Source organism: Granulicella cerasi (assembly GCF_025685575.1).
Lineage (GTDB): Bacteria > Acidobacteriota > Terriglobia > Terriglobales > Acidobacteriaceae > Granulicella > Granulicella cerasi.
In genome coordinates this window covers 203364-229529 of record NZ_JAGSYD010000003.1, presented here as the reverse complement: position 1 = coordinate 229529, position 26166 = coordinate 203364, and the positions used below count along the sequence as shown (strand labels likewise).

At 60.5% G+C, this 26166-nt stretch carries 16 protein-coding genes, 1 tRNA gene and 1 riboswitch; of the genes, 6 read left to right on the top strand and 11 right to left on the bottom strand.

The window, feature by feature from the left end; all coding sequences use genetic code 11:
• Positions 1-28: 28 nt before the first annotated feature.
• The 3 genes from OHL11_RS10500 to OHL11_RS10495 form a co-directional block, all read right to left on the bottom strand.
• Positions 29-3370 (bottom strand): amidohydrolase family protein, encoded by a 3342-nt coding sequence (locus OHL11_RS10500; protein WP_263371466.1) that lies wholly within the window; start codon positions 3368-3370, stop codon positions 29-31.
• A 127-nt stretch (positions 3371-3497) separates the two neighbouring features.
• On the bottom strand, positions 3498-3683 hold the full coding sequence (locus OHL11_RS17345; RefSeq protein ID WP_390236416.1) for an anti-sigma factor family protein: 186 nt from the start codon (positions 3681-3683) through the stop codon (positions 3498-3500).
• A 188-nt stretch (positions 3684-3871) separates the two neighbouring features.
• A complete protein-coding gene (locus OHL11_RS10495; protein WP_263371465.1) occupies positions 3872-5860 on the bottom strand; it encodes a S9 family peptidase in 1989 nt (662 codons plus the stop codon).
• A 225-nt stretch (positions 5861-6085) separates the two neighbouring features.
• On the opposite strand from OHL11_RS10495, the gene OHL11_RS10490 reads away from it, so the two are divergent.
• Together OHL11_RS10490 and OHL11_RS10485 are read left to right on the top strand one after the other, a co-directional pair.
• Positions 6086-9109: a TonB-dependent receptor gene (locus OHL11_RS10490; protein WP_263371464.1), complete on the top strand. Its 3024-nt coding sequence runs from the start codon at positions 6086-6088 to the stop codon at positions 9107-9109.
• An 80-nt stretch (positions 9110-9189) separates the two neighbouring features.
• Positions 9190-11250 carry a S9 family peptidase gene (locus OHL11_RS10485; RefSeq protein WP_263371463.1) on the top strand — a complete coding sequence of 687 codons (2061 nt, stop codon included), beginning with the start codon at positions 9190-9192 and terminating at the stop codon, positions 11248-11250.
• 22 nt (positions 11251-11272) lie between these two features.
• Here OHL11_RS10485 and OHL11_RS10480 read toward each other — a convergent pair whose 3' ends face one another.
• On the bottom strand, positions 11273-11917 hold the full coding sequence (locus OHL11_RS10480; protein WP_263371462.1) for an RNA polymerase sigma factor: 645 nt from the start codon (positions 11915-11917) through the stop codon (positions 11273-11275).
• Between the two features lie 524 nt (positions 11918-12441).
• On the opposite strand from OHL11_RS10480, the gene OHL11_RS10475 reads away from it, so the two are divergent.
• Positions 12442-13233 carry a MurR/RpiR family transcriptional regulator gene (locus tag OHL11_RS10475; protein WP_263371461.1) on the top strand — a complete coding sequence of 264 codons (792 nt, stop codon included), beginning with the start codon at positions 12442-12444 and terminating at the stop codon, positions 13231-13233.
• Between the two features lie 73 nt (positions 13234-13306).
• Here the strand turns inward: OHL11_RS10475 and OHL11_RS10470 are convergent, their stop codons facing one another.
• The 3 genes from OHL11_RS10470 to OHL11_RS17340 all read right to left on the bottom strand — a co-directional run bounded on the left by OHL11_RS10470 (position 13307) and on the right by OHL11_RS17340 (position 19950).
• Complete coding sequence (locus tag OHL11_RS10470) at positions 13307-14587, bottom strand: OmpA family protein (protein WP_263371460.1); 1281 nt, start codon at positions 14585-14587, stop codon at positions 13307-13309.
• 47 nt (positions 14588-14634) lie between these two features.
• A complete protein-coding gene (locus OHL11_RS10465; protein ID WP_263371459.1) occupies positions 14635-19335 on the bottom strand; it encodes a beta strand repeat-containing protein in 4701 nt (1566 codons plus the stop codon).
• 387 nt (positions 19336-19722) lie between these two features.
• Positions 19723-19950, bottom strand: coding sequence for a toxin-antitoxin system HicB family antitoxin (locus OHL11_RS17340; protein ID WP_390234279.1), 228 nt, complete (start codon positions 19948-19950; stop codon positions 19723-19725).
• A gap of 311 nt (positions 19951-20261) precedes the next feature.
• Here OHL11_RS17340 and OHL11_RS10460 point away from each other — a divergent pair, with 311 nt between their 5' ends.
• Positions 20262-21566: an HD-GYP domain-containing protein gene (locus OHL11_RS10460; protein ID WP_263371458.1), complete on the top strand. Its 1305-nt coding sequence runs from the start codon at positions 20262-20264 to the stop codon at positions 21564-21566.
• Positions 21567-21619: 53 nt separating this feature from the next.
• Here the strand turns inward: OHL11_RS10460 and OHL11_RS10455 are convergent.
• From OHL11_RS10455 to OHL11_RS10445, 3 genes are all read right to left on the bottom strand, one after another.
• Positions 21620-21696 (bottom strand) — tRNA-Arg (locus OHL11_RS10455).
• Between the two features lie 20 nt (positions 21697-21716).
• Entirely contained in the window at positions 21717-22685 is a 969-nt protein-coding gene (locus tag OHL11_RS10450) for an MBL fold metallo-hydrolase (RefSeq protein ID WP_263371457.1), read from the bottom strand.
• A 106-nt stretch (positions 22686-22791) separates the two neighbouring features.
• A complete protein-coding gene (locus OHL11_RS10445) occupies positions 22792-23301 on the bottom strand; it encodes a RodZ family helix-turn-helix domain-containing protein (RefSeq protein ID WP_263371456.1) in 510 nt (169 codons plus the stop codon).
• A 211-nt stretch (positions 23302-23512) separates the two neighbouring features.
• Here OHL11_RS10445 and OHL11_RS10440 point away from each other — a divergent pair, with 211 nt between their 5' ends.
• Together OHL11_RS10440 and OHL11_RS10435 are read left to right on the top strand one after the other, a co-directional pair.
• Positions 23513-24490, top strand: coding sequence for a glycosyltransferase family 2 protein (locus OHL11_RS10440; protein WP_263371455.1), 978 nt, complete (start codon positions 23513-23515; stop codon positions 24488-24490).
• 53 nt (positions 24491-24543) lie between these two features.
• Entirely contained in the window at positions 24544-25512 is a 969-nt protein-coding gene (locus tag OHL11_RS10435) for a quinone oxidoreductase family protein (RefSeq protein WP_263371454.1), read from the top strand.
• A 15-nt stretch (positions 25513-25527) separates the two neighbouring features.
• Here the strand turns inward: OHL11_RS10435 and OHL11_RS10430 are convergent, their stop codons facing one another.
• Positions 25528-25833, bottom strand: a complete 306-nt coding sequence (locus OHL11_RS10430; protein ID WP_263371453.1) for a YciI family protein — start codon at positions 25831-25833, stop codon at positions 25528-25530.
• 93 nt (positions 25834-25926) lie between these two features.
• A riboswitch (cobalamin riboswitch) is annotated at positions 25927-26142 on the top strand.
• Positions 26143-26166: the final 24 nt, after the last annotated feature.

The following is a 26166-nucleotide window of genomic DNA, read 5'->3' as shown; positions in this document are numbered from 1 at the left end:
CGAGGCCGTTGTTGTTTTGTCGTTGCGGTTAACGAGTCGGAGGAAGAACGCCTTCCTTCTCCCACCAGCGAAGCGGCTGCTTATGCTCGGCGGGCCACACCTCATCGAGGTTCTCGCCCTTGTAGAGGAAGCCGCCGCGCATGACGTAGTGCACGCTGTCAGAGTTGTGGATGTCAGCAAGCGGATCGCGATCGAGGACGACAAGATCCGCGAGCTTGCCTTGCTCGAGCGAGCCAAGGTCCTTGTCCAGTCCGATCGCCTTCGCGCTCTGGATCGTGCCGATGCTCAGCGCTTCGAGCGGAGACATGCCGCCCATCACGAAGGACCACAGCTCCCAATGGCATTGCAGGCCCTGCATCATGCCGTGGCCACCAAGGCCAACGTTGCCACCGGCGCGCAGAATCTTCGCTGCATCACCCGCCTGCTGCGGGAAGATGTACTCGGAGTCGAGCGTCCACTGCGAGCGTTCTGTATCGTGCGCGAGCACGTACGGGTCAATGAAGCGCTGCACCTTCGGATCGTCATGCACGTTGGTGTGTTCGACGAAGTATTGTGTGCCGTTCGGCCCACCGTAAGAGACGACGAGCGTTGGCGTATATGTGGTGCCGGCCTGAGCCTGTAGCTGCACGATGTCCTTGTAGATCGGCATCTGCGGATAGTTATGTTCATTGCCGCTGAAGCCGTCAATGATCTGCGTGAGGTCGAGGCGCGTATCGATGCCGCCTTCGGTGGTGGGCATGGCGCCGAGTTCTTTCGAAGCCTCCACCATCCACTGACGCTGCCCGCGATTGCCAACCATGTAGCTCTTCAGCAAGTGCGTGCGGTAGTAATCGGTGTAACGACGCACCGTGTCTTCCGCGTCCTTCAGCGACTGGAAGTTGTTTTCGAGGAAGATGCCGGGACCTGTGGAGAAGGCACGTGGGCCAACGACGCGGCCTGTGTCTGCGAGGTCCTGATACGCGAAGATGTCCACGGTGAAGGTCTGCGGATCGCGGCCAGCGGTGACGCCATAGGCTAGGTTGGCTTCAAGTGGCCATGCTTCCATCTCGAGCACGCTGCGACGCATCTGCGTCCAGTGTGCGTGGATGTCGATGAGGCCGGGGATGATCGTCTTGCCGGTGACGTCCATGACCTTCGCATCGGTCGGTACCTTGAGCGATCCCTTGGGGCCAACGGCGATGATGCGGTCGCCGGTCACGAGTACGTCTCCTGTCGGCAACACTTGATCACCCTTCATGGTGATGATCTTCGCGCCGCTGAGAAGGATGCTGCCGGTGGGCACGGCGCGCGGCTCTTCGACGACGAGCCTTACGTGCGCTGCATCAAGACCTGCCGGCTTCTTCGCTGCGTCTTCCGCGGCCTTCTTGCCGTTGGGGTCTTTCGCGTCCTTGGGGGCGGCGGTGGTCTTTTCGGCATCGGCGAGTTCAGCCTGCAGCACCGTGGCGAGCGGCAAGCGGAAGAGCGTGGCGCCGGTCGTCCAGTAGATCTGCGAACCATCGGGAGACCAGCCGAGGTCGTCCACGCCTTCTACGTTCAGGCGCTTTGCGGTGAGGCTAGGCTTGCCGGGGTCGAGTTCGAAGGCAGAGCCACCAACGCGCGGCAGATCCAGCAACCACGCCTGGTGGTTTACCAGTGCGACAGCGCGTGTGCCGTCGGGACTGATGACCACTACGTGCGAGGTGCCCATTTCCTTCTGGCCCTGGATGTCGCGCGTCTTCACCGCCACGAGTTCCTGCACATCGGTGCCGTCGAGGCGCGACGAGACGAGACCCTGCGGACCGTTATAGAAGACGCGATCAGAGCCGTTGATGAACTGCGGACGCGACATGCCGCGTGCCGGTGCAAGCGTCTCATACGCGCTGCCATCGACAGGGATGCGCACGAAGTCCGAGCCCGGTACAGGAGCGGCCGCAGCGAACTGATACTCCACGCGACGCCTCTCGCGGGCTTCCATCGATGAACGAATGGCGTAAATGTTCTTGCCATCGAGCGACCATACGGGCTGCTCGAAGAAGCCGGGGATCTGTGTCAGCTTGTGCGGAGCTGCGGAGCCATCGGAAGGAATCGTCCAGAGTGCGCCGCCGCTTTCTGCATCCCAGGTGACGTAGGCGAGGGTGCGGCCATCAGCGGACCATGCAGGCTCGAACTCGGCGTCCTGCGATTGCGTCAGGCGATGTGGCTTGCCGGTGTTGACGTCAGCGACGAAGATGCTGCCGAGTGCAGAGAAGGCGACCTGCTTGCCATCGGGGGAGAGCCGAGCGTCCGACGCGATGCGCGCGACGACGGGGCCGGTTTCGACGCGATGCTCCGAGTGCGACAGCGGGCCGAGTTGCTGATTGACTTCAGCGGTGAAGGGGATCGCCGTCTCCTTGCCGGTCAACACATCGACGTGGTGAAGATGTCCGCCATAGGAGACGAGGACGGCGCTCGAGTCTGGCGTGAAGGCATAGCCGGGAAGTTGATCGCGTGTGCCGAGGCCTTCCTGCTCATCGCGGTCGATGGGATAGGCGAGCCAATGCTCGGCCCCGGTGCTGAGCTCGCGTGCGCGCAGGCCGGACTTCGCGTTCCAGCGTGTGCCATAGACGAGCCACTTGCCGTCTGGCGAAATGCGCGGACGAATCGCGCTGCCATACTCGTTCGTGACGACGTCTTCGATGCCGTTCGTTGTATCGCGGCGCACGATCTGCCACATGGGGAAGGTGGCGTTGTAGCCGAGCAGGCCCTTGCGGCGGCTGTAGTAGATGTAGCGGCCATCGGGGGATTCAACAGCGCCGGAGACATTGCTCTGTTCGCCGGAGGGAGTCTTTGGCGCTGTGCTGGCCTTGGTGATTTGTACGCCGCTTCCGCCGAGTGCATCGAGCATCCAGAGTTCGCGTCCGCCGAAGACGTCGGAGGTCTTCGAGACGAGGATGTAACGGCCATCGGGCGTCCACTCGGGCGAGACCCAACCGTTGTGGCGCTCCTTGGTGATCACGCGCGCGTGCGTGCCGTCTGCGTCTGCGATCCACACGTTGTCGGCGCCATCACGATCGCTGACGAAGACGATGTGCTTGCCGTCCGGCGAGTATCGCGGCTGTGCGTCGAAGGCCATACCGGTGGTGATGGCCTTCGCCTGTCCACCAGCGGCGGGCAGCGTGTAGAGATCCCCGAGGAGTTCAAAGACGATCGTCTTGCCGTCGGGCGAAAGGTCGAGCGAGATCCAGGTGCCTTCATCGGTGGTGAAATGCACGGTGCGCGTTGGCTTCAACGAGAGCGGACGTGCGATGTCCCCTTTGTCTTGCGCATGGGCGAGCGTGCTGCCCAGCAGTGCGCCGCCGATGGCTACGGGAAGGAGGAATCGAAACTTCCGAAGAGGGAAGAAGTTGCTCATGATGTGTGGTGGTCTCCTGTCAAAGATTGCGTGAAATACAGGAAGGGCAACGATGCGAGCGATGAAGCGCTGCATGGTTGCCCTTGGCGATGGGAAAGGATGGAAAGACGCGAGGTGCGACGAGTGGCTACTCGAATGACTCCGGCACGGAGAGCTGCAACAGGCGATGCAGCGCGCACATCTCGTCGTAGAAGGCACGGCATGACTCGCAGTGAGCGAGATGCTCGTGGAGCGTGCGCGTTTCCTCGGGAGTGAGAAGACCCCCGGCTGCTAAGGTGCAGAGCTCGCGAAAGGGATCGTGCGGGTTGTGCATTTCGTGAATCACGGTTTGCAAAATCATTATCGAGGCACGAGGAGGTACGTTCACACGAGCGGAACCATGCTAACGGCGAGCGTATGTGATGCGCAATGAGCATAGCGACGAAGGCTTGTAAGGTTTTGTCTCTACGGAAAAGAAGGACGCGGCGGGAGAGAGTTCCACCGCGTCCTGCACTGAGTGATTTAGTGCGACGGAGCGTCGAGCAGGAAGCGCTTCACGAAGAGAATCTTCAGGTAGAAGCCGTAGTCGATGTTGGTTTTCTTCTGGAAGACGTGGCCTTCATCCTTCATGCCGAGGAACCAGACCGGCGCATGGTTCTTGCGCGCGGCGGCAGCCATCTGTTCAGACTCCGCGTAAGGTACACGCGGGTCCATCTTGCCGGCGAGGATGAACATGGGCTTCGTCAGATTGCCCGCGAGGTTTGCAGGAGCGATCTTTTCAAGCGCTGCACGCGTTGCAGGGTCGCGCTCATCGCCATACTCGTTGCGACGAAGCTGGCGGCGATACTCAGCGGTGCGCTCGAGGAAGGTGATGATGTTCGAAAGGCCGACGGTGTCGATCGATGCGGTGATGCGGTCGTTGTACTGCGTGGCAACCGAGAGCGTCATGTAGCCGCCATAGCTCATGCCCGCGATCAGCACCTTCGATGCGTCGAGGTCCGGTTGCGTCTTGATCCAGTCGAGCAACGCGCCGATGTCGGTGACGGAGTCTTCACGCTTTACGCCGTTGTCGAGCATCGAGAAGGTCTTGCCGTAACCCATCGATCCACGCACGTTCGGATAGATGACGGCGATGCCGTTCTCGCGCAGGAAGTAGTGGTACTCGTGATAGTCGTCGAGATAGTCAGGACGTGCCTGGCCTTCGGGGCCGCCGTGAATGTCGATGATGACGGGGCGCTTGCCGGTGTACTGCGCGGGCGGGCGGAAGAGGAAGCCGGAGAGGCGGACGTTGTCCTTCGCGGTCCAGTGGATGAGCTCGGCAGGCTTCTCATCACCCATGTTCAGGCCGCCGGTTTCGCTCTCGGTCCAACGCGTCAGTTGTGTAGCGCCGGGCTTCAGCGTGTAGACGTCATACGGCAGCGACGGCGTAGAGAAGGACATCGCGAGTTCACCTGTGATCGGGTGGAACTCAAGGTCTTCGACAACGCCGGTCGGGATCTTCGGCGTCGCGAGCTCCTTGCCCGTAGCGCCGGACACGAGATGCAGGCGGCTGATGCCTTCGTCGTTCAGACTGTAGGCGAGCGTCGTTCCATTTGCGTTGAAGGCGTAGGTGTCGATGTCATGGTCAGCCTTCGGCGTGATGCAGACGGGCTTGCCGCCATCAAGCGGAATGCGCCACAGGCGATGAAACTCCGAGTGCCAGTCCGAGGTTGCATAGATCGATTTGCCATCGCGCGAGAAGGTGGCCTTTGCCCAGGAAACTTTCTCGCCTGCCGCGAGCTTCTGCGTGAGATCGGTCACCGCGCCGGTCGAAGCGTCGACAAGCGAAAGAGCCGAGTCGTTGACGGAGATGTAATTGAGTACGACAACCATCTTGCCGTCGCCCGACCAATCCTGCGGCTGCAGTCCGCCGCCCTTCCACTCCGCAAGCATGTGCGCGCTTGCGGGCTTCTCAGGATCAGCCACCCAGAGATCGAGATCAGTGCCGTTGCGATGCGTAGAGGCCCACGCCATCGAGTGGCCGTCCGGCGAGAGCGCGGCGTACATGTTGCGCGAAGTGCCATCCGTGATGCGTGAAATCCTGCCGGTGTTCGCGTCTTCGCGGTAGAGCTGATACTGCTCTGCGCCCGAGGTATCGCTCATGTAGACGAAATAGTGGCCGAGCTTGCGCTGCCACTTCGCCGCGCTCGCAGGCTCGCTCAGAAACGTAAGCTGATGGCGATCGCCCAGCGGCGAGGAGACTTCGTGGATGCCCGGGACATCGCCAAAGCGCGTTCGGATAAGCAAGCTGCGCTTCGTCGGGTTCCATGACTGAAAGCGCGCTTCGCGATGATCCGTATAAGGAGCAGCCGCGCGTTCGAGTTCGAGCGGCACAGCAGGCGTGTCAATGGGGATAAGGCTCGCGGCCGGTGCGAAGACGGGGGCCGCGTTCTTCTGCGCTGCTGCGGTAGCCGACAGATGGGGGAGTGAAAGCAAAGCGGCCGCGGCTACGGCGCACGTAGTCAAGCGCATCAAGATCTCCTTGGGTGTTCCGGTGCTATGGAAGTCTGCGTAGTTCTGTATGCAGCGATCGGGGTGGAAATGTACCAACGAGAAAAAAGTTGCCCGCGCTGGTACAAAATTTATCGCTCTGTTGCATAGGGGTGTACAGCGCAAAAAAGAACGGCGGAACGGTCCCAGCTCCAAGAAGAAGCCGCCCAAGAGCCTGCGTTGTTGCAACTTTCAAGGAGAGCCGTCTTGTCCAAGAGACTTACTCGTTATTCCACTCTGTTTGCCGCTGCCGCGATCGTTTCGGCGTCTGCGCTCGGTCAGGCCCTGAGTGGCTTGTCCGGTACCGTTACTGATCCTTCCAAGAGCGTGCTGCCCGGCGCGAAGATCACCCTCAAGAACAACGCCACGGGCGTTGTGCGTATGACGAAGGCAAATGGCTCGGGTTTCTATAACTTCCCGTCGGTTGAGCCTGGCGTCTACACGCTTCGCGTAGAGGATGAAGGCTTCCAGGCTTACGTGCTCTCCAACATCACGCTGAAGGCGGCTTCGTCCTCGGGTGCTGATGTCGCGATGACCCTTGGCTCAGCCTCAGAAAGCGTCAGCGTGAACGCCGCTTCCGTGATGCTCGACACGACGGACGCTTCGCTTGGCGACAACTTCAACGAGAAGCAGATCAAGGAACTGCCGATCAACGGCCGTGACTACGCTCGTCTCTCGCTGCTGACCCCGGGCGCTGTGGCTCGTTCGCGCTATATCTCGGATATCAGCTTCGACGGTCTGCACACGGTGCACAACCAGTTCTCCATTGACGGTATCGATGCTTCGCGTGTCGATCAGCCGTACATGGCGAACGGCTACGAGCGTGGTGCGCGTCTGCTCACCGGTTCGCTCGAGACGATTCAGGAGTTCCGCGCACAGACCTCGGGCTACGCGGCTGAATACGGTCGCGCCGCTGGTTCGCTCGTGAACATCGTCACCAAGACCGGCACGAACAAGGTGCACGGCGAAGTGTATGACTTCTTCCGCAACGAAGCTCTGGATTCGCGTAACTACTTCGCGCCCAAGTCGTCGTTCCCTGAAAAGCCTGTCTTCCGTTTCAACGACTTCGGTGGCAACATCTCCGGTCCGCTCGTAAAGGACAAGACCTTCTACTTCTTCAACTATGAAGGTTCGCGTCAGACCATCGGTGTGATCGGCAGCGGTTCGGTGCTGAGCGACTCGGCCCGCGCTACTGCGCTTACTAACCATCCTGAGCTGGCTCCGATTCTCGCTGACATGCCGATCGGTAACAATGGCGCAATCTCGGCTGACCTTACAGCCTCCAGGTATGTCTCGAACACGCAGGTGAAAGAGAATACCGGCAGCGTTCGAATCGATCACCACTTCAGCCAGAAGGACTCGATCTTCGGCCGCTTCAACCTGAACGACACGAGCACCTTTGGCCCGCTCGCTGGTGTGACGACGACCGCTCTCGGTATCAACGATCACCAGAACGTTCCACTGCGTACGACGAACTTCGCGCTTGGTGAGCAGCACATGTTCAACTCGCACATCATCAACGATGCTTTGTTCGGCATCCAGCGTTGGGCGGCAACGATTGAATCGCGTGAAAATATCCCGACTGTCAACATCTCGGGTGTAGACGCTGCGGTTGGCTCGCGCGGCTACTCGATGGGCAACAACAACAGCTTCCAGTGGGGCGACTCGGTCACCTGGGTACACGGCAAGCACACCATCAAGTTCGGTGGCACCATTTACCGCATCCAGTTGAACAACAAGAGCGTTACCAACGCCACCATCTCCTATGCGAACATACAAGCATTCAAGGACAACACACTTCAGACTGCAACGCAGTCCGCCAGCCAGCCCGGTCTCGGCACGCGCGCTACTCAGTACGGTGGCTACGTGCAGGATAGCTGGCAGATCATTCCGACACTCACCATCAACTACGGCATCCGTTACGACTTTGCATCGAACCCGCACGATAAGTTCTTTGCAACGCGCTCGTTCGATCCTCGTACGGGTGATCTGATGCCGGCAGGTCATGACTACTTCCAGGAGAACTACTCAAACTGGTCGCCGCGTCTTGGTGCAGCATGGGCAGTCACGCCGCGCACGGTCGTGAAGGCTGCTGGCGGTGTGTTCTACCAGGCCTATCCGGTTGGCTTTGGTCAATACTACGCACCTCTGAACACGCTGCCAGGCAACTACTCGCTCAACCAGGTGAATGCACCGGGTCTGTCGTATCCGATCGATTCGTACATCGCACTTGGCGCGTTGACTCCGACGGGCTACGGTTTCCCCTCGCATAAGCCGGACATCTTCTCCGAACAGTGGAACCTTAGTGTGGCGCAGGACTTCGGTCATGGAACCGCTGTGCAGGCATCGTATGTTGGCAACAAGGGCTGGAACCTGTGGCGCCAGTACAACATCAACCTCTATGTTCAGAACCAGACTTATCGTCCGAACACTAAGTTCGGTAACGTCTTCCTCGAAGGCAACAACGGTTCGAGCCTCTACAACGGCATGAACCTGCAGTTGAAGCAGCAGATGGGTAAGGGACTGAGCTTCACGGGTAACTACACGTGGGGTCACGTGATCGATGACGTTCAGGATCAGGGCCTGTACTCGTCGGATCCTCAGGATGTGAACAACCTGAAGGCTGAGCGCGGTAACGGCTCGGGCGACGTTCGCAACAACTTCAGCTATAGCTTCCTGTACTCGATTCCTATGGGTGAGGGGCATAGTTTCCTCGGCAACTCCAACGAGATCGTGAAGCGTTTGGCTTCGGGGTGGAACCTGAACTCGCTGGGTATCCTGCGCAGCGGCGTTACCTCAAACGTGACCATGTCGGGCATCAACAGCTACGGCAACCTGAACTACACGAACCAACGTCCGAACGTCGTTGCTGGAACCTCTAAGTACGTGGCGAAGGGCTTCACGGGTACTTACATCAACTACCTGAACCGTGCAGCCTGGACGACGCCTGCGGCTGGAACCTTCGGCAACTCGAGCCGCAACACGATCTATGGTCCTCGCTTCAACCAGGTTGACGCCTCGCTGACGAAGGACACGAAGATCACGACAACGTCCACGCTGCAGTTCCGTGCGGAAATGTTCAACATCCTCAACCACCCGAACTTCGGCTTCCCGAACGTTGCCTGGACTCCCACGTCCTCCACCTTCGGTACGATCTCGAGCACGTTCGGCAACACGCTGGGCTTCGGCACAGCACGTCAGGTGCAGTTCGGCCTGAAGTACATGTTCTAAAGCCACTCTTGAATGTCTCCGGTGGGATGCGGTCAGGCATCCCACCTTTCTTTTTCTTACTTAACGAATGGAGAAGTTCAATGCGTCTTGCAGCAAGCCTTAGTCTCTGCGCATGGATGGCCGCTGGTTCGGTCGCGGTCGTCGCGCAGGACCATGTGGTTACGCCACACGATATCGTTACGCTGAAGAAGGTCAGCGAGGTTGATCTCTCGCCGGATGCGAAGCAGATTGTTTACAGCGTGCAGACGCCGATGCCTGCTACTGAAGCGAAAGTGCAGCACCTCTGGCTGGTCTCTGCGAATGAGCCTGCAAGTGCGCACATGATCAGCAGCGGTGATGGCGCTGACTCTGCTCCGCAGTGGTCGCCAGACGGTCGCAGCATTGCTTTCCTTTCCACCCGCAAGAACCCGATTCGTCTGAAGGGCGATAGCCCCATACCTTTTTCTCTTGCTCGCGTGGAGAGTCGTCCTGAACTGCTCGGAGCTCTGAAGAACGATCCGAAGAAAGATGCGAAGCAGGGCGCACAGCTCTGGCTGCTGCCAGTGAGCGGTGGCGAAGCGATGCCGCTCACGAATCTCCCGGGCGACGTGAAGGCGTATCGCTGGTCGCCCGATGGGAAGAAGATCGCCTTCGTCCGTGCAGACACGGATACGAAGGAGCTGGCCGATCGCAAGGAAAAGAAGATCGATGATCACCGCGTTGACTTCGACTATCGCTTCGATCGCCTGTATGTGTACGACCTCGCGACGCACACGGCGACGCTTGTTACCGAAGGCGAACGCAACTTGTGCGACTTCGATTGGTCGCCGGACATGAAGCATTTCCTCGTGCGCATTGCGCCGACACCGCGCCTTGACGACTACTGGCGGGTATCGAAGGTGCAGATCATCAACGCTTCGACCGGTGAAGTAGAGAAGACGCTCGCAGAACATGCGCAGTCGCAGATCGTGCACTGGTCGCCCGATGGCAAGTACGCGACGTTCAGCAAGATGACGGAGCGCACGATCACGGGTGTGCCCGTAGTGACGGAGCTTGCGACGGGCAAGGAAGTCATCGCGAAGAGCGAAGTGCCTGCCACATGGCAGAAGATGATCTGGTCCGACGACGGCAAGCATCTGCTTGTGGTCGGCGTGAAGGGGACGACTTCTGTGGTCGGTGAAATCGCGCCTGCGACAGGGAGCATCCGCATCCTCGCCGAGCATATGTCCGCCTTGAATGACTTCACGATGTCGCGCGATGCGAGCCTGTTGGCCTTCGCAACGGGGACGGTGGAGCACCCGGCGGAGGTGATGACGCTCCGCGGTAAGAGCTGGCAGACGTTGACTGAGAACAACCCGCAGGTGAAGGCTTGGAAGCTCGGCAAGGTGGAGGAAGTTCACTGGAAGAACTCGAAGGACGGTCGTACGATCTACGGCGTTCTGGTGCTTCCTGCAGGCTATGTGAAGGGCCAGAGCTACAAGACGCTCGTGCAATTCCACGGTGGCCCCGAGGGGGTGTGGGACAGCGGCTGGCTCGGATCATGGCATGACTGGGCGCAGATGATGGCCTCGCATGGATGGGCTGTGTTGCTGCCAAACCCGCGCGGATCGGATGGTCAAGGCACGCAGTTCACGGAAGACAACTTCCAGGACTGGGGCGGTCAGGACTTCCAGGACGAGATGGATGGCGCGGACTACGTGGTAGCGCAGGGCATCGCGAATAAAGACAAGATGGTCGCAGGTGGCTGGAGCTACGGCGGCTTCATGACTTCGTGGACCGTAACACACACGGACCGCTTCAAGGCTGCGGTCATCGGTGCAGGCGTCACGGATCTCACGTCGATGGCGACGATCACTGACATCGCACCAAGCTTCCTTGATGGCTACTTCGGAGACTTCGCTTCCCACCACGATATGTACCGCGAGCACTCACCCGTGACGTACATCAACAATGTGAAGACGCCGGTGCTGGTCGTGCATGGCGAAGCGGATGATCGCGTGCCGATGTCGCAGGGAACGGAGTTTTACAACAGCCTGCATTTCATGGGGCGCGAAGCGCAGATGATTCGCTTTCCGCGTGAGCCGCATGTATTTGCCGAGCGTGATCACCAGGAGGCACTGTTGACGCATGTGCTCGACTGGTTCTCCAGCCACGTGCAGTAAGGGGACGCGGGTGCGGTGTGGCTCAGGCTACATCGCGCCCGGCTACCTTCTCGCTGAGCACTTCTCGCAGCTTGCTCATGCCGCGGTAGTAGTGATGACGAACGTTGGAGACCTGCTGGCCAAGATGATGAGCGACATCCTCCATCTCCTTGCCTTCGAGGAAGACCATCATCAGTGTCGTGCGTTGGTTGTCGGTGAGGAAGGTGAGGGCCTGGCGCACGGCAAGCGTGGCTTCGGGCGTCAGCAGCGAGCGCCGGCTTGCCGGAAGAATGTCGGCAGCATCTACTTCAGCCGTGTCGTAAAAGCCGCGCTGCTTGAGTGCCTTCTTCTGATTCAGCGCGCGGTGCCGGGCGTATTGCATCAGCCAGCCACGCAGGGAACCCTTGGAGGGATCGAATCGATGGATGCCGCGATACATATCCCAGAAGACGTTCTGCACGCTGTCGTCGGCTTCGGCGTCGTCATGGAGAATGCGAAAGACAACGCGTCGCACAACGTTCGCATAGCGCTCGTAGATGATGCGCAGAGCGGTTTCATCGCCGGCTTGCATGCGCAGGCCGAGTTCCTCGTCGGTCACGATGCTCGCGGCGTCGGTGCTCTCCGCAAAGGTGAGCGCGTTATCCAGACGCAGTGTGAGCGTGGAGGCTCTGAGTGTGGTGCTCGCCATGAGAAGCATCTTCCTTCCGTGAGAGTCGCTCGCCGAGACGAGAGTGGGATCCCAGCACCGCCGGTATGCGGTGCACGAAGTGCTAAGGGGCTGCGACCTGTCTCATGGCTATCGAGCGATGGAAGCGGCCAGGTAATGCAAGAGAGACGCGAAGGACACGAGAAACTCTGTGTGCATCCTGAATGACCGAAAGATTGATTTAGTTGTACCACATTTGTTGTCAAAGTTGTCTAATGTTGACAACAAATGCACCGAAGTGGCGTATGCTCTGCGGTTTACGGCTTGCCGCCGGACGGAGTCTTTTTCTTCCGCAACGGCGTCTCATATGCAGTATCTGTAGACAGACGGTGTGCTTTGCCCCGACCGGCTTTCGAGTCGGGTTGGGTTGTAGCTTTTGAATTCAGGCAAGGGCCGAGCACTGTGCGGCCCGAGGACTTTTTGATTTGACGCCGGGAAAGATCAAAGAAAGTACAGATGCCATCGCGCAAAACTGGTCGAAGCTGAGCAAGCGTCGGCAGGAAATTTTGCGACCCGTATTTGAGTCGCCGCGGGACTATGTGTTGCTCTCCGTGCGCGCGACAGCGCAGAAGCTTGGCACAGATTCCGCGTTTCTGCTGCGCACGGTGAAACAGCTTGGCTTCGATGGGTACGCGGAGTTCAAGACCTGCCTGCATGAGCGGGCGTTGGTGGACGCAACCTCTTTTGAGCGCCTTCGTGCGACGTCGGCAGAGGGCCAGAGTGCGCATGAGAGCGTGCATGCGGCGTTGCGCAAAAGCCAGGAGCATCTCGCCGAGTTGAAGACGTCACTGGATGCGAAGCAGGTGATTGCGCTGGCTCGCAAGCTGCACGGAGCGCGTATGGTCTATCTGCTCGGTGCAGACCTTGCGGCCCCTGTGGTGGACTACCTGCGCTATCAAATGGTGATGGTAGGGCTTGCGCCGATCGTGTTGAGTGGACATGGCGAGACGCTGCATTCCATGCGATCAGTGACGGATAAGGACGTTGTGCTTGCGGTGACATTCCGGCGCGGTTTGCGCATCACCGTGAATGGCTTGCGTGATGCGCGCAATCACGGAGCGTATACGGTGGCGATCACTGACAGGAGCTCGAATGCGATCGCGCAACTTGCGCACGAACACTTCCTCGCGGAGATCGAAGGAGCGGCGCTGCGCAGTAGCTTCGTTGCAGCGTTTGCGCTCGTGGATGCACTGATCTCTGCGTGCGCCAATGTGAAGCGTGTTCGCACGTTGAAGCTGCTGAGCGAAGGTGAAGAAGAGCAGCTTTATGGTTATCGCTGGTACGAGCCGAACAGCTGACAGCGGTAGAGCGCAAAGAGAAGCGGCGGTGAAGGAAGAACCTTCACCGCCGCTTTGTTCGTGAGTTATATGTTTACGGTAGGCGCATCATCGCTGCACGGCGATTCAGTTGGAAGCACTCTTCGCTGGTTTTGGTGCAGACCTGTACATACTTGCCGTATGAGACGACCTGGACCTGCTCCGGGCGAATGCCTGCGGCGATCATACGATCGCGCACATTGTTCGCGCGCTTCAGACCCAGCACGATGTTGTACTGCTGCGTGCCGCGCTCATCTGCGTAGCCGCCGATCAACACGCGTTCCGTGGGGTTGGCTTTCAGGTACTCGATGCCGGTTTGGATCGCGGCTTCTCCGTCAGGACGGATGTCGGATTTGTCGTAATCGAAAAGGACATCGGGTACGTGTTCGTGGAACGCCTTGTCTTCCGTGTCATTGGGCGGCGGAGGCGCGGGTTTGTCGACCACATGGAAGACGGCCGAGCAATCGGCGGAGAGATTGCCGGAGGCAGCTTTGCCGTTCACGCGGTACTCACCGGCGGCGAGGCCTGTGGTGTCGACGCGAACGTGCTCACCGTCGCCGACGATACGTCCGCCGGTGCTGGTCCAGCTATATTGCACACCGTCCACACCTCTGGAGTTGCCGCTGACATAGACGTCGTTGCCTTCGATGACATTGCCGCTGCCGGCAGAGCAGGCGAAGGCGAGTACGGGTTCTGGCGGGGGCGCTGGCGTGTTCACGACAACGATGCGCGGGGGGACGTCGCGCGTCTTCGTCCAGCCGAATTTGAAGACGACGCCAGCGCCGATAGTGATGTGGCTTTGCGAGTTGTTATCTCCGTTCGGAAAGCCGGTGTGTAAGAACTGAACGTTGACAGCGCGGACATCGAAGCGCCGATTGATGTAGAGATCAAGGCCGCCACCGGCGGCGAGCGCCAGGCTGCTGGCGCTCGTCATCGAGCCGGAGGAGGAGGGGAAGTAAGAGTCCGTGGCGTGCGCGCCGCCGACGAGCGCTTCACCGCGAGCGATGAGGCGACCACGTTGGTAACGCACGCTGGGGCCGACGGTATACGTCATCAGCTTCAGGTTTTGCCCGAGAACGCTGATGCCGCTTGCTTGCGTCTCTGTGAATTGGCCCTCGATGCCGAAGCCCTGGTTGAAGTGGAAGCCGAAGGTTGCGTAACCACCGTTCATGTTGAAGCACTGGCAACCGCCGGGAGGGGCGTTTGCGCGGATGAATTGATAGCCGGCCCCGACATCGTATTTCGGCGTCATGAGGTCAGGAGCGGCCGGGGTGGCCTGGGCATGTGCTGCCCAGGCTCCCGTTGTAGCAAGTAAGAGGAAGAGAATTCGTCGCATCGTAGTTGTCCTTTCTGGGCTGAATGCCCTCCGTGCAAGGTGGGCGATCAGTACAGCAGGTTGACCGTAGGCGAAGTGACGAGTGCGCTGGTGTCAATGAGGACGAACTGATTGGCACCGAGGTCATAGAAGACCATCGTTCCCATCGTGTAGCGTCCTGCAGTGGCGTCAGTGAGTGTGTAGGTCTGCGTGCTCGTCGTACCGAGCTGCAGCAGGTTGATATTGCCCACACCTACGTTCAGATCCAGCGTGCTGGTGGCACTGCCGGTTCCGGTGGAGGTGATGGTACCCGAGGTGTCCGTGCTGGCAAGCGAAGCCGCGGGGAGCGAGCTGTAGACGTACGTTCCCTTGAAGTTGGCTGCCGTGAACGGAGCGCCGGTTTGTGCCTGCAGCTGGCCGAGTCCTGCATAGCCAGTCTCCAGGAAGTAGCCGGTGCCTACCGAGCTGAGGTACACGGTGCGGGGTTTGACGGTGACGTTGATCCCGAGCAGTTGCAGCGTGGTTGCAAGCAGGCTGCTCGGAGCTGGATAGTCGAACTCGCCGCGTCCGTTGGCGTCGGCCGTGCAATTGGACGGGCCGGTCGTCTTCTGGAGTTGGAGAAGATCGTTCAGGGTGGAGCTCAACAAGCCGAGGTTGAGCGAGGTGAGGTTGCTGACAAGGGCGGTGGTGCTACCCATGTCGGAGTAGTTCGTGTTGCAGGAGCCGGTGGCAGCACCCTTCACCTGGATCAAGGTTGCGGTGGAGAAGTTGAGTACGTTCTGCACGGTGACGCCCAGACCAAGTAGACCGGGGTTCGGCAGTGCGTTCTCGTAACCCACCATCGGCGTGTTCAGTGCGGCGTTGCCGAAGGTGGTGGCTGTCTGCTTCTGCATGGTGCCCGCGAGCAGGATGAAGCTCGAGTGCTGATCGGTGGACATCATGATCGCGTTGTTCGCGTCGATGATGTACACCACGTAGTCCGTCGGGTAGTAGTTAGCGGTTGCGTTGGTGACGTTCATCACCGCGGTAGCGCGACCGGTGGCGTCCGTCGCCGAGAACGTACCCGTTACGGTGGCGTTCGCGTTGCCGGTGCTGGCGGTCATGCTGTCCGTGGTGCCGGTGAGCGTGCCACCAGCGCCGGTAGTGATGCGTCCTACTGCAGCCACAGGGCCACCAGCAACGCTCAGCGTGCAGGTCAGAAGGCAGGGCGTGTCGCCGGAGGTGCCGAAGACATAGCTGCCTGAGAGGCCCGTGCTGACGGCCGTTGCGTTCTGCGCGTACAGCGTGCCCGATCCCCGCTCGCCTGCAAGCGATGCGTTGTCGTAGCGGATCATGCTGGCGCGTGCGGTGATGGTCGCCGGTGCGGCCGGTGCCTTCAACGCGATGGCGTAGGTTGCGTTTGCAAGCACTGTGCCGTCGGTGTTGAAGGTGGTCAGGGTAAGGAAGCCACGATAGTCTGTGCCGACCGTATAGCTGCCGACCACGGTACGCGTCGGAACGACGTTGCCCGTAGTCACTGTGGTGGTCTGGTGGTTGGAGTCTTCCACGCCGCTCGTGATGAGACCGTTGCCGTCGGCGTAGATCTGACCGGCGGTGGAAGTCTTATAGGCGAGCACGCCCAGCAGGACATCGTCATAGCCCTGGAAGAGGAACGCGTACGGTCCCTTCAGAGCGCTGTCGGTGGTGGTGGGTGCGTAGACGACTTGCAGAACGTAGTTGTTGGTTGCCGTCTTCGCGGGGACTTCGGAGTCTGTCACCGTAACGGTGAAGCTGCTGGCTCCGACCGTGGTGGGGATACCGGTGATGGCTCCGCTCGACGCCAGGCTAAGGCCAGCGGGCAGCGAGCCCGTGGTGACCGCGTAGGTATAAGGACCAGCTCCGCCCGTTGCCTGCAGCGTTTGCGAGTAGGTCTGGTTCACGATGGCGTTGGGCAGTGAGCCTGTGAGGGACAGGGCTGCGCCAGCGCTGACCGTGATGCTGACCGGTCCGGTGGTGGAGAGTGGTGTGGTGCTGGAGTCGGTGACCTTCTCCTGCACGGTGAAGGTGCCTGTAGCCGTCGGCGTACCGCTGATGGTGCAGCCGGTCTGCGTGAGGCCGTTGGGAAGCGTGCCGCTCTGCAGCGCGCACGTGTAGGGTGCGGTGCCGCCGGTGGCGCCAATGGTTCCGGTGTAAGGAACACCGACCGTGGCGTTGCCCGGGGCAATGATGGTGATGGTGCCAGCGGCGCCGACCGTCACCGTGATGGGTGCGGTTGCGCTGCCCTGGGGCGAGCTGGAGTCGGTGGCGTGGATGGTGACCATCGTCGAGCCCGGTGTGGTGGGCGTGCCGGTGATCGTGCAGGCCGCGCCGAGTGTGAGCCCGGTGGGCAGCGTGCCGGAGGTGATCGTGCAGCTATACGGTCCAGTACCACCCGTAACCGGGATCGTTCCGGTGTAGGGTTGGCCCGTCGTTGCCGCCGGAGGATTGCCGATGGTGATGGTGGGCGCTGCGGCGTTCACCGTGAGTGAAACCGCACCCGTCGTCGTGTTGACCGGCGAGGCCGAGTCCGTCGCCTTCACCGTGAAGGTGGAGGTGCCAGAGGTGGTGGGGGTGCCGCTGATGGAGCAGTTGCCAGCGAGCGTCAGACCAGCTGGGAGCGTACCCGAGACCAGCGAGCACGTGTAGGGCGCCGTGCCGCCGGAGACCGGAATCGCTCCGCTGTAGACCGTGCCCACCGTGGCTGCTGGCGGGTTGCCGATCACGATCGTCGCCGCGGCTGCGTTGACGGTCAGTGTCACCGGTCCATTGGTGGTGTTCGACGGCGAGGCGGAGTCTGTTGCCTTCACCGTGATGCTCGCGCTGCCTGCCACCGTCGGGGTACCGGTAACGGTGCAGTTCGCGCCGAGCGTAAGGCCTGCAGGCAAGGCGCCTGAGACGAGAGTGCAGCTGTAGGGGGCCGTGCCGCCGGAGACGGGGATCGTTCCGGTGTAGGCGGTACCTACCGTGGCTGCTGGCGGGTTGCCGATCGCGATCAGCACCGCGGCCGGGTTGATCTTCAGCGTGATCGGGCCGGAGACCGTGTTCATCGGTGAGGACGAGTCGGTCGCCTGCACGGTGAAGGTCGCCGTGCCAGCGGTCGTCGGCGTGCCGGTCACCAGGCAGTTGGAGCTCATCGTCAGGCCCGCAGGTAGCGAACCCGAGGTGATCGTGCAACCATACGGCGCTGTTCCGCCGCTGACGCCGATCGCCGAGGAGTAAGCCACGTTGACGGTGCCATCAGGCAGCGTGCCCGTGGTGATCGTCAGCGGGTTGGTGGTGGTGCCGGCACCGATGGCGACCGTGAAGCTGGCCGTGCCGGTGGCGCTGTTGGCGTCTGCAGCCTGTACACCGAAGGTGTAGCTGCCTGCTGTCGTGGGTGTACCGGTGATCGCGCCGCTCGTGGAGAGCGTGAGACCTGTCGGCAAGGCACCGCTGATGATGGTGAAGGTGTAAGGAGCTGTGCCGCCAGCGGCGGTCAGCGTCACGGCGTATGCCGCACCAACAGTGCCTGCGGGCGGGTTGCCGCTGATGGAGATCACAGTCGCAGCAGCGTTGATCTTGATGCTGACTGGACCTGTGACGGTGTTCACCGGCGAGGCCGAATCAACAACCTTGACGTTGAAGCTGGAGGTGCCGGCCGTGGTCGGCGTACCCGAGACAACGCAGTTTGTGCCGAGCGTGAGTCCCGCAGGCAGCGTGCCCGAAGCGAGCGTGCAGCCATAGGGTGCGGTGCCACCGCTTACGCCGATCGTCGATGAGTACGCAACGCCAACGGTGCCGTCGGGCAGCGTGCCAGTGGTGATGGTCAGCGGATTGGTGGTGGTCCCGCCGCCGATAACGACCGTAAAGGCCGCCGAGGCAGTGGCGTTGTTGGCATCAACTACCTTGACGGTAAAGCCGTAGGTCCCTGCTGCGGTGGGTGTGCCGCTGATAACGCCCGCGGTGGAAAGCGTAAGTCCCGTGGGCAACGCGCCGCCCGCGATGGAGAAGGTGTAAGGTGCGGTGCCGCCGGTAGCGGTGAACGTCGCAGAGTAGGCCGTGCCGACAGTACCGGAGGTGGGATTGCCGCTGAGGGTAATGCTGGTCGGAGGCGTCGTGGTGGAGTTGATCGTGACGGTCAGTGTGGACTGAATCGTCAGGGGCACGTCGCTGGTGTCAGAGAGCGAAAGCATCAGCGTGCCGCTGCCCGCCGTCGTCGGCGTGCCGGAGATGATGCCCGTGTTGACGTCGAAGGTGAGGCCCGCGGGCAGCGAGCTCGCAAGGACAGACAGCTTTACAGGAGCTGTGCCGCCGGTCGTCGTCACCGTGTAGCTATAAGGAGTGCCAATGACGCCGCTCGTCGGCGCGCCAAGGATCGAAGGCGACGGATTTACCGTGATGGTCGCGGTAGAGGTGCTCTTCGTGCCAGGCAGCGAGCCGGTCAGCGTAACCTTCATCATCTCGGTGACGGTAGGAGCCGTGTAGGTGACTGAAGCGCCGCTGGAGGCTGAAAGCATGCCGCATGCAGCGCCCGAGCAGGATCCGCCCAGTGACCAGTTCACGCTGCCGCCGCCGGCTACGCTCGCGGTAAACGCGAACGACTGGCCGGAATCAATCGTGATGGCCGAAGCCGAAAGCTTGGTAATGCCGGTGCCGGGATATCCGCCGCTGCCGCAACCGGACAGCACGAACAGAATCATGATGGCGACGAGGGTGAAGAGGATGGAATGAAGCCCAGGACGTAGAGATCTGCTTGGGGGGACGGGATTCATGAAAGGACTCCTTGGGACACTGGCCGTTGAAAAGGAAAAGTTGCGAGGAGAACTGCCTGGGTGAGATAGGGAAGGGATGCAAGCACGGTGCGAGGATCGCTCGACACGACACGGCGTGCCGCCCTCGTCGAGAAAGACGAAGGGTGTGACACGGAGATCGTGACGGAGTAACTCATGTCCTCGAACCTCTGCTTTTTGGCCCAACTGCACGGATGCGATAGAGATAGATTCCAAAAGGCTTCCGCGATTTGTACGGCTTCAGAAGTTAGTCCTTCGTTCTGATATCAAGGGTGATATCCGAGCCTATTTTTCTTGCGGAAGTTATCAAAAAAAGAGAGAGGCGTGACCCTTTCGGGTCACGCCTTGGATGTTTCTTATGCTGGATCTCTAGTTGGTGTGCGTCAGGTTGGGCCTTCCTGGAGGTTGTGAGGGAACGGATCTCTCCCGTGCCATCCATAAATCATGTTCCATGCGACTGATCTTCTCCGCGATCGCAAGGCTGACGAAGTGATTGAGAGAAATTCCTTCAGAACGTGCAATGGACGTTGCATGTTCACGGACCGAGGGAGATAAACGGAGTGGGAAACTCTGGTGCCGCTTGAATTCCGGTTCCATGAAAGTTGTTCCTTCTTTCTGTCGTTCTCGAGACGCCGCTAGGAACTAGCAGAATCGTCGTGTACCGAAGCATCCACGCGAAGGTAACCCTTTGACAAGAACAATCTTTGGCGCCAACTTACACGAAAGTTGTAACAAGGGAAATCTTACCGAGATATGAACAATATCTTGGAGACATCACCCGAGATATCAAACGAGCGGAAAATCTTCGACTGCCCAGCGCCTGCATACCTCCAATTTTTACTAATCTTGCTCCTATACCCCATATGAGCGAATCGAAGCCCATGACCTTCATTCCCGGACGCAGGCCTATGCTGAAATATTCGGCGATCCTTACGTCGCTGATGAACGCCCTGAGCTGCACCGAGGGTTACCCCGAAGGCCATGTGCTGCGCAGCTGCATCATCGGCATGCGGATCGCCCGCCGCGTCGGTCTCTCACCTGCCGAGATGCAGGACCTTTACTACGCTCTGCTGCTCAAGGACGCGGGCTCCAGCTTCAACTCGTTCCGCATGTCGAGCATTCTGGGGTTTCCTCTAGGCTCGCCCGAGAAGACGCCGCGCCAACTGACCGGCTATAGCTGGCTCGGACTGCGCCGCGTTCTCGGAAAGCTGCATACGCGGTCGCGGGCTGCACTGCTGCTCGGGTCGGAGGCGGAAAGCGAGGCAAATCGAAAGTCCGCCGACATTGCGCGTGAGCTCGGCATGAGCTGGGACACGGCCGACTACATTTATCACATCGGCGAGCGCTGGGACGGCCGCGGCGTGCCCGATGGTCTCCGTGGCCCGAGCATTCCGGTGTGCGCACAACTGATCAAACTTGCGCAGACGCTTGATGCCTTCCGCGCCGCGTATGGCGAAGCGAATGCGATGGCCATGCTGCAGAAGCGTTGCGTGGGATGGTTTGACCGAGCGCTGGTGCGGCTTGCGTCCATGCTCGAGCGCTCCGGCGTGCTGTGGAAGCAGCTTGAGAGCGACGACCTGCTGCAGATGACGTTGTCCCTCGAGCCCGAGCCGCGTGGCATCGACTTCGACTCCTCCGCGGTCGATCACGTTTGCGAAGCCTTTGCCAAGATCATCGATTCCTACTCGCACTTCACGCACGAGCACTCGACGCACGTGATGCGCCTGGCGCTTTCCATCGCCAAGGTGATGGGGGTGGCATCAGAAGATATCGCGACGTTGCGCCGTGCGGCGCTGCTGCACGACATCGGGAAGCTCGCCATCCCTGTGGCGATCCTTGAGAAAGCGGGGCCTCTCACTGTGGAAGAGCGCCGCACAATGGAGGCTCACGCGAGGCTGAGTGGGGAGCTGCTGCGCAAGATTCCAAGCTTCGACTCGATCGCAGCTGTCGCTGAATCGCACCACGAAAAGCTGGACGGAAGCGGCTATCCCTTCGGCAAGAATGCGGACTCTCTCTCGCTCTTGTCACGCATTCTTGCGGTGGCCGACATCTATGAAGCACTCTCGAGCAGCAGACCGTATCGCGATGCCCTTACGCCCGAGCAGGCGATGGTCATCCTGCGTACGGACGCAGGGACGAAGCTCGATGCTCGGTGTATGGATGCGCTGGAGTATGTGGTGTCTGGCATCAAGCGTCAGCACGAAGTGGCATAACGCTCGGCCCGCCCGCAGTGATGCACGTAACGACGTTGCAGATGCGGGTGAAGTGGTGGCCCGGGCAGGAGTCCAACCTGCGACCTTCGCGTTAGGAGTGCGCTGCTCTATGCAACTGAGCTACCGGGCCGTACGTATGAGTCTATCGCATCAGCGAAGCAGGCCGGGCTTATAGTCCAGGCGCTTGCCGGTCAGGCTTTGGTAGATCATCGCGGCGAAATCTTCGGGCGTGATCCGGTCGCTGGCCCACTCGGCGTCAAATTCATGCGAAGGATGCGTGGCCCAGATCTGTTCCAGCGTTGCTCCCTTGGCCACCTCGGCTGCGACGCGATCACGGACCGTCTTCAGCATGTTGCGATAGAACTGCAGGCGTGCTTTATCGGCCAGGTCTCCGTGGCCGGGAATGATCTTGCTTTTGTCATCCGTGCGCGCCAGCACATCGTCAAGGGCGGGGAAGTATCCATCGATGTTGCCGCCGTTGTTGACGTCGATGTATGGATACATGCCGTTGATGAAGACATCGCCCAGATGCACTACATTGGCGTGCTCGAGAAACACAGCTGTATCGCCATCGGTGTGCGAAGGATGCAGGTGATCAAGCACGACATTTTCGCCGTCCAGATAGAGATGTAGCGAGTGGTCGTACGTCAGCGTGGGCAGTTGATCTGCGGGGGCGGCAGAAGTCGTGCGTTGCGGAGACACCTGTGTGCGCGACATGCGCGCGCGCACGTTGTCCTGCGCGATCACTGTCGCCCCCGCTGTATGAAAGACACCGTTGGCGCCGCTGTGGTCTGCGTGGAGATGCGAGTCGATGACGAACCGCACAGGCGATGCGCCCATCTCCTTCAGCTTCGCCTGCAGCGCGGGCGCCACCTGCGCAAAGCTTGGGTCGACGAGCAGCGTGCCGTCAGGCCCGGTGAGCACCAGCGTGTTGCCGCCGGAGGCATGTAGCAGGCTGACTCCGGGAGCGAGCGGCAGACTCGTCTCTTTTAGGTGCTGCCAATCATTGGTGAAGCCGGTCGACTTCTTCCACGGAGACGGAGGCGCGTTTTGCGCAAGGCCGGTGGACGCAGCGAAGAGCAGGGAAGCTACGGCGAAGAGCGAAGTCTGCAGGCGCATCAGGTTCATCCTTGGGGAAGATGCTGTGAAGATATCGCCTCTGAGCTTCGCCGCAAAGAGAAAAGCTCCTGCACTGGCAGGAGCTCGTTCGGGGATGCTCGTACGTTTAGGCGTTGCCGCAACCGTGCGTGTAGACGATCGGCTTTTCCCACTCTTCCATCGTGGCGAAAGCGATGCAGGTCGCGCCGCTCTGCGTGTTGATGCGCCAGGTCAGATTGCCCTGGCGATACCACTGGAATTTACCCGAGCCGCCGAAGGCCATGCCTGCGGGAGCGTCCGGAGAAAGCGTGTCGCCTGCGGGCATCGAGTTGTCGGGCGCAGTCGCGCTGACCGGTGTTGCGACCGGGGTGTTCTGCGTGACGACGGGAGCGGGTGTCGGTGTCGGTTGTAGCTGACGCACCGGAGCAGGCGAGGGAGTCGTATTCACCGGGCGACCGTCGAGATCCACGGCGCCGGAGTCCATGCGCGCCTTGGAGGCGGCCGAGTAGGAGTTGTCAGACGAGGTGACACCGCCTGCCTTCAGCGTGTCTTCATCGCTGCGCTGCTGATACCAGTAGTAGATCCCGATGGCGAGCACGATCACGACCACGGTCCAGAGAATACGCTTCAGCGTCATCCGCGTTGACTTCCTTTCCCTTCGCGCACCTGCGATGCGCCTTACTGGTTGGATGCAAAGACCCAGCGTGCAAAGTTGGTTGGTGCGAACCGCGGTTACGGAACACACCACTCCAACATCATGGCGGTCGCGAGCAGCATTTGCGTCAGGAAAAGCGATTCGGCGGAATCGACCTAGATACCCGCGCCGCGCAAAGGGTTATCATCAAGAGGTGCCAAAGTACTCCATCGTCGTGCCGTTTCACAACGAGGAAGAGAACGTCACGCGCCTCTATGACCGCGTGAAGGACGTTCTCGAACAGGTCGGCTCGTCGTTCGAGATGGTCTTCGTGGACGATGGTTCGCGTGACCGCACCTACCGCCTGCTCGAAGAGATCGCAGCGGTGGATTCGCGCGTGCTGCTCATCAAGTTGCGACGCAACTTCGGTCAGACCTCGGCGCTGGCCGCGGGCTTCGATCATGCCACCGGCGAGTATGTGCTGGCGATGGATGGCGACCTGCAGCATGATCCCGCAGAGATTCCGCAATTCCTTGCCAAGCTCGAAGAAGGCTACGACGTGGTGAGCGGATGGCGCGCGCAACGGCGTGACAACGCGTTGATGCGCCGCCTGCCTTCGCGCGTCGCGAACTGGATGATGGCGAAGCTGAGTGGCGTGCAGATTCATGATTTCGGCACCACCTTCAAGGCGTATCGGCGCGATGTGATCCAGAACATTCCGTTGTACGGCGAGATGCATCGCTTCATCCCCGCGCTGGCAAGCTGGTATGGCGCGAGCATCTGCGAGGTGCCGATCTCGAACCCCTCACGCGAAGCAGGCAAGAGCCACTACGGCATCTCGCGTACCTTCCGCGTCTTCTTCGATCTGCTGACGATTCGCTTCCTGCTGAAGTACATGACGCGTCCGCTGCACTTCTTCGGCAGCGTGGGTTCGTTGGGCGTCGTTGGCGGCTTCGGCATTTCGCTGTGGCTGCTGATGCACAAGCTGATGACTCATGCTGATGTCGTGGACGAACATGCGCCGTGGTTCATGATCGCCGCTGTACTCATCCTGGCGGGCATTCAGTTGATCGGCATCGGGCTGCTTGGCGAGTTGCAGGTGCGGCACTTCTTCACGCAGTCGCAGCGTTCGCCCTATGCGGTGGACCGCGTGGTGCGCATGAAGCCCAGCGAAGAAAGTCTGTTGCGCTAGCGACCTCGTATCGCTCCGCCGCATCGCATACCGTAGCGAGGTGAAGTGAAGCGATGCGTGCGATCCAGATCGAAAAGACCGGCGGCCCTGACGTTCTCCAACTGAAGGACCTTCCCCAGCCCACACCGGCAGCAGGCCAGGTGCTGGTGCACGTGGAAGCCGCGGGCATCAACTTCATCGACATTTATCAGCGCGAAGGTCGTTATCCTCTGCCGCTGCCTTTCGTGCCTGGATCAGAAGGCGCGGGCACGGTCGAAGAGGTCGGCGTAGGTGTCACGGAGTTCAAGCGTGGCGATCGCGTAGCGTGGGCGTCCGTACGCGGATCCTATGCGGAGTACGTCGTTGCTGAGACGAGTGCGCTGGTGCATGTGCCTTCGAACGTTCGCATGGACGATGCTGCAGCGGTGATGCTGCAGGGCATCACCGCACACTATCTCTCGCATGACACCTATGCCATCAAGGCCGGCGATACCGTGCTCGTACACGCGGGCGCTGGTGGCGTTGGCCTTCTGCTGACGCAGATGGCGAAGTCGCTCGGGGCGCGTGTGTTGACGACGGTATCAACGATGCAGAAGGCGGAGCTTTCGCGCGCTGCCGGGGCAGATCGCGTTATCAATTACGTCACCGAAAGTTTCGTCGAGGCGGTGAAGCAGGAGTCTGGAGGCGAAGGCTTGCCTGTGGTGTATGACTCGGTGGGCAAGACGACGTTTGAGGACTCGCTCAAGTGCCTTCGCCCACGCGGCTTGATGGTGCTCTTCGGCGCATCGAGCGGAGCCGTTCCGCCGTTTGATCTCATCCGGCTCTCGCAAACCGGCTCGCTCTATGTGACGCGTCCTACGATGGGCGACTACATTCGCACCCGCGTGGAACTCGAGCGTCGCGTGCGCGACATCTTCAACGCGATCGGTGATGGCTCGCTTACGGTGAATATTGGCGCGCGGTACAAGCTTGAAGACGCGCAACGCGCGCACGAGGACCTGCAGGCACGCAAGACCACAGGCAAGGTCTTGCTGACACTCTAGACGTTCTGCTGCGGTTTAGCTGCGCGGGCCTTGAATGCCGCCCAGCATCATCGGCGCATAGGTGTATCGATTGAGCCCGGCGATCACAGACGGATCTTCGGCGATGAAGCGATCCACGTCGGCCGCTTCGACGTTGTCGAGCAACGCGATGCCATGAGGGTTGCCCTCTTCATAGACGCCGCCGAAGAGCAGCAGCGTGCCCGCGTCGAAGTGTTGCTGCAGATACTCGCGATGCGCAAGCATGATCTTGCGCTCGTCTTCGGTCATGTCCTGCGGAAAGGACGGTCGCGGCGGATGCAGACGCAATACGAACGTAGGCATGTTGCCCATTGTTGCACGGGGTACCGGCGCGGTATCCAGTACACTAGAGGCATAACCACCCTGCGATGTTGCTCTGCGACCTTGCAATCATTCACGTTGCTACCGCAACGGAGTGCTTTGGGAAGCGCGGTGAGATTCCGCCACTGCCCCGCAACTGTGATGCACGCACCACGAACCTGTGGTGAGTGTGGCCTGCGATCGGTCACTGTCGTTCGTTCTGCGAAACGATGGGAAGACTCGATCGTCCTATTAGAAGGCCGCACTTGAAATCGTGCCAGTCAGGAGACCGGCTCCGCTGCGTTGCTTCATGCCACGCTTCCGAGGGGGAGCGGA

Excerpts from the sequence above, each read along its gene's own strand:
- OHL11_RS10435 (WP_263371454.1), top strand. The coding sequence starts at position 24,544 with ATGCGTGCGATCCAGATCGAAAAGACCGGCGGCCCTGACGTTCTCCAA.
- OHL11_RS10480 (WP_263371462.1), bottom strand. The coding sequence starts at position 11,917 with ATGGCGAGCACCACACTCAGAGCCTCCACGCTCACACTGCGTCTGGAT.
- OHL11_RS10430 (WP_263371453.1), bottom strand. The coding sequence starts at position 25,833 with ATGCCTACGTTCGTATTGCGTCTGCATCCGCCGCGACCGTCCTTTCCG.
- OHL11_RS17340 (WP_390234279.1), bottom strand. The coding sequence starts at position 19,950 with ATGGAACCGGAATTCAAGCGGCACCAGAGTTTCCCACTCCGTTTATCT.
- OHL11_RS10500 (WP_263371466.1), bottom strand. The coding sequence starts at position 3,370 with ATGAGCAACTTCTTCCCTCTTCGGAAGTTTCGATTCCTCCTTCCCGTA.
- OHL11_RS10495 (WP_263371465.1), bottom strand. The coding sequence starts at position 5,860 with ATGCGCTTGACTACGTGCGCCGTAGCCGCGGCCGCTTTGCTTTCACTC.
- OHL11_RS10470 (WP_263371460.1), bottom strand. The coding sequence starts at position 14,587 with ATGCGACGAATTCTCTTCCTCTTACTTGCTACAACGGGAGCCTGGGCA.
- OHL11_RS17345 (WP_390236416.1), bottom strand. The coding sequence starts at position 3,683 with ATGCACAACCCGCACGATCCCTTTCGCGAGCTCTGCACCTTAGCAGCC.
- OHL11_RS10465 (WP_263371459.1), bottom strand. The coding sequence starts at position 19,335 with ATGAATCCCGTCCCCCCAAGCAGATCTCTACGTCCTGGGCTTCATTCC.
- OHL11_RS10445 (WP_263371456.1), bottom strand. The coding sequence starts at position 23,301 with ATGACGCTGAAGCGTATTCTCTGGACCGTGGTCGTGATCGTGCTCGCC.
- OHL11_RS10485 (WP_263371463.1), top strand. The coding sequence starts at position 9,190 with ATGCGTCTTGCAGCAAGCCTTAGTCTCTGCGCATGGATGGCCGCTGGT.
- OHL11_RS10460 (WP_263371458.1), top strand. The coding sequence starts at position 20,262 with ATGCTGAAATATTCGGCGATCCTTACGTCGCTGATGAACGCCCTGAGC.
- OHL11_RS10450 (WP_263371457.1), bottom strand. The coding sequence starts at position 22,685 with ATGCGCCTGCAGACTTCGCTCTTCGCCGTAGCTTCCCTGCTCTTCGCT.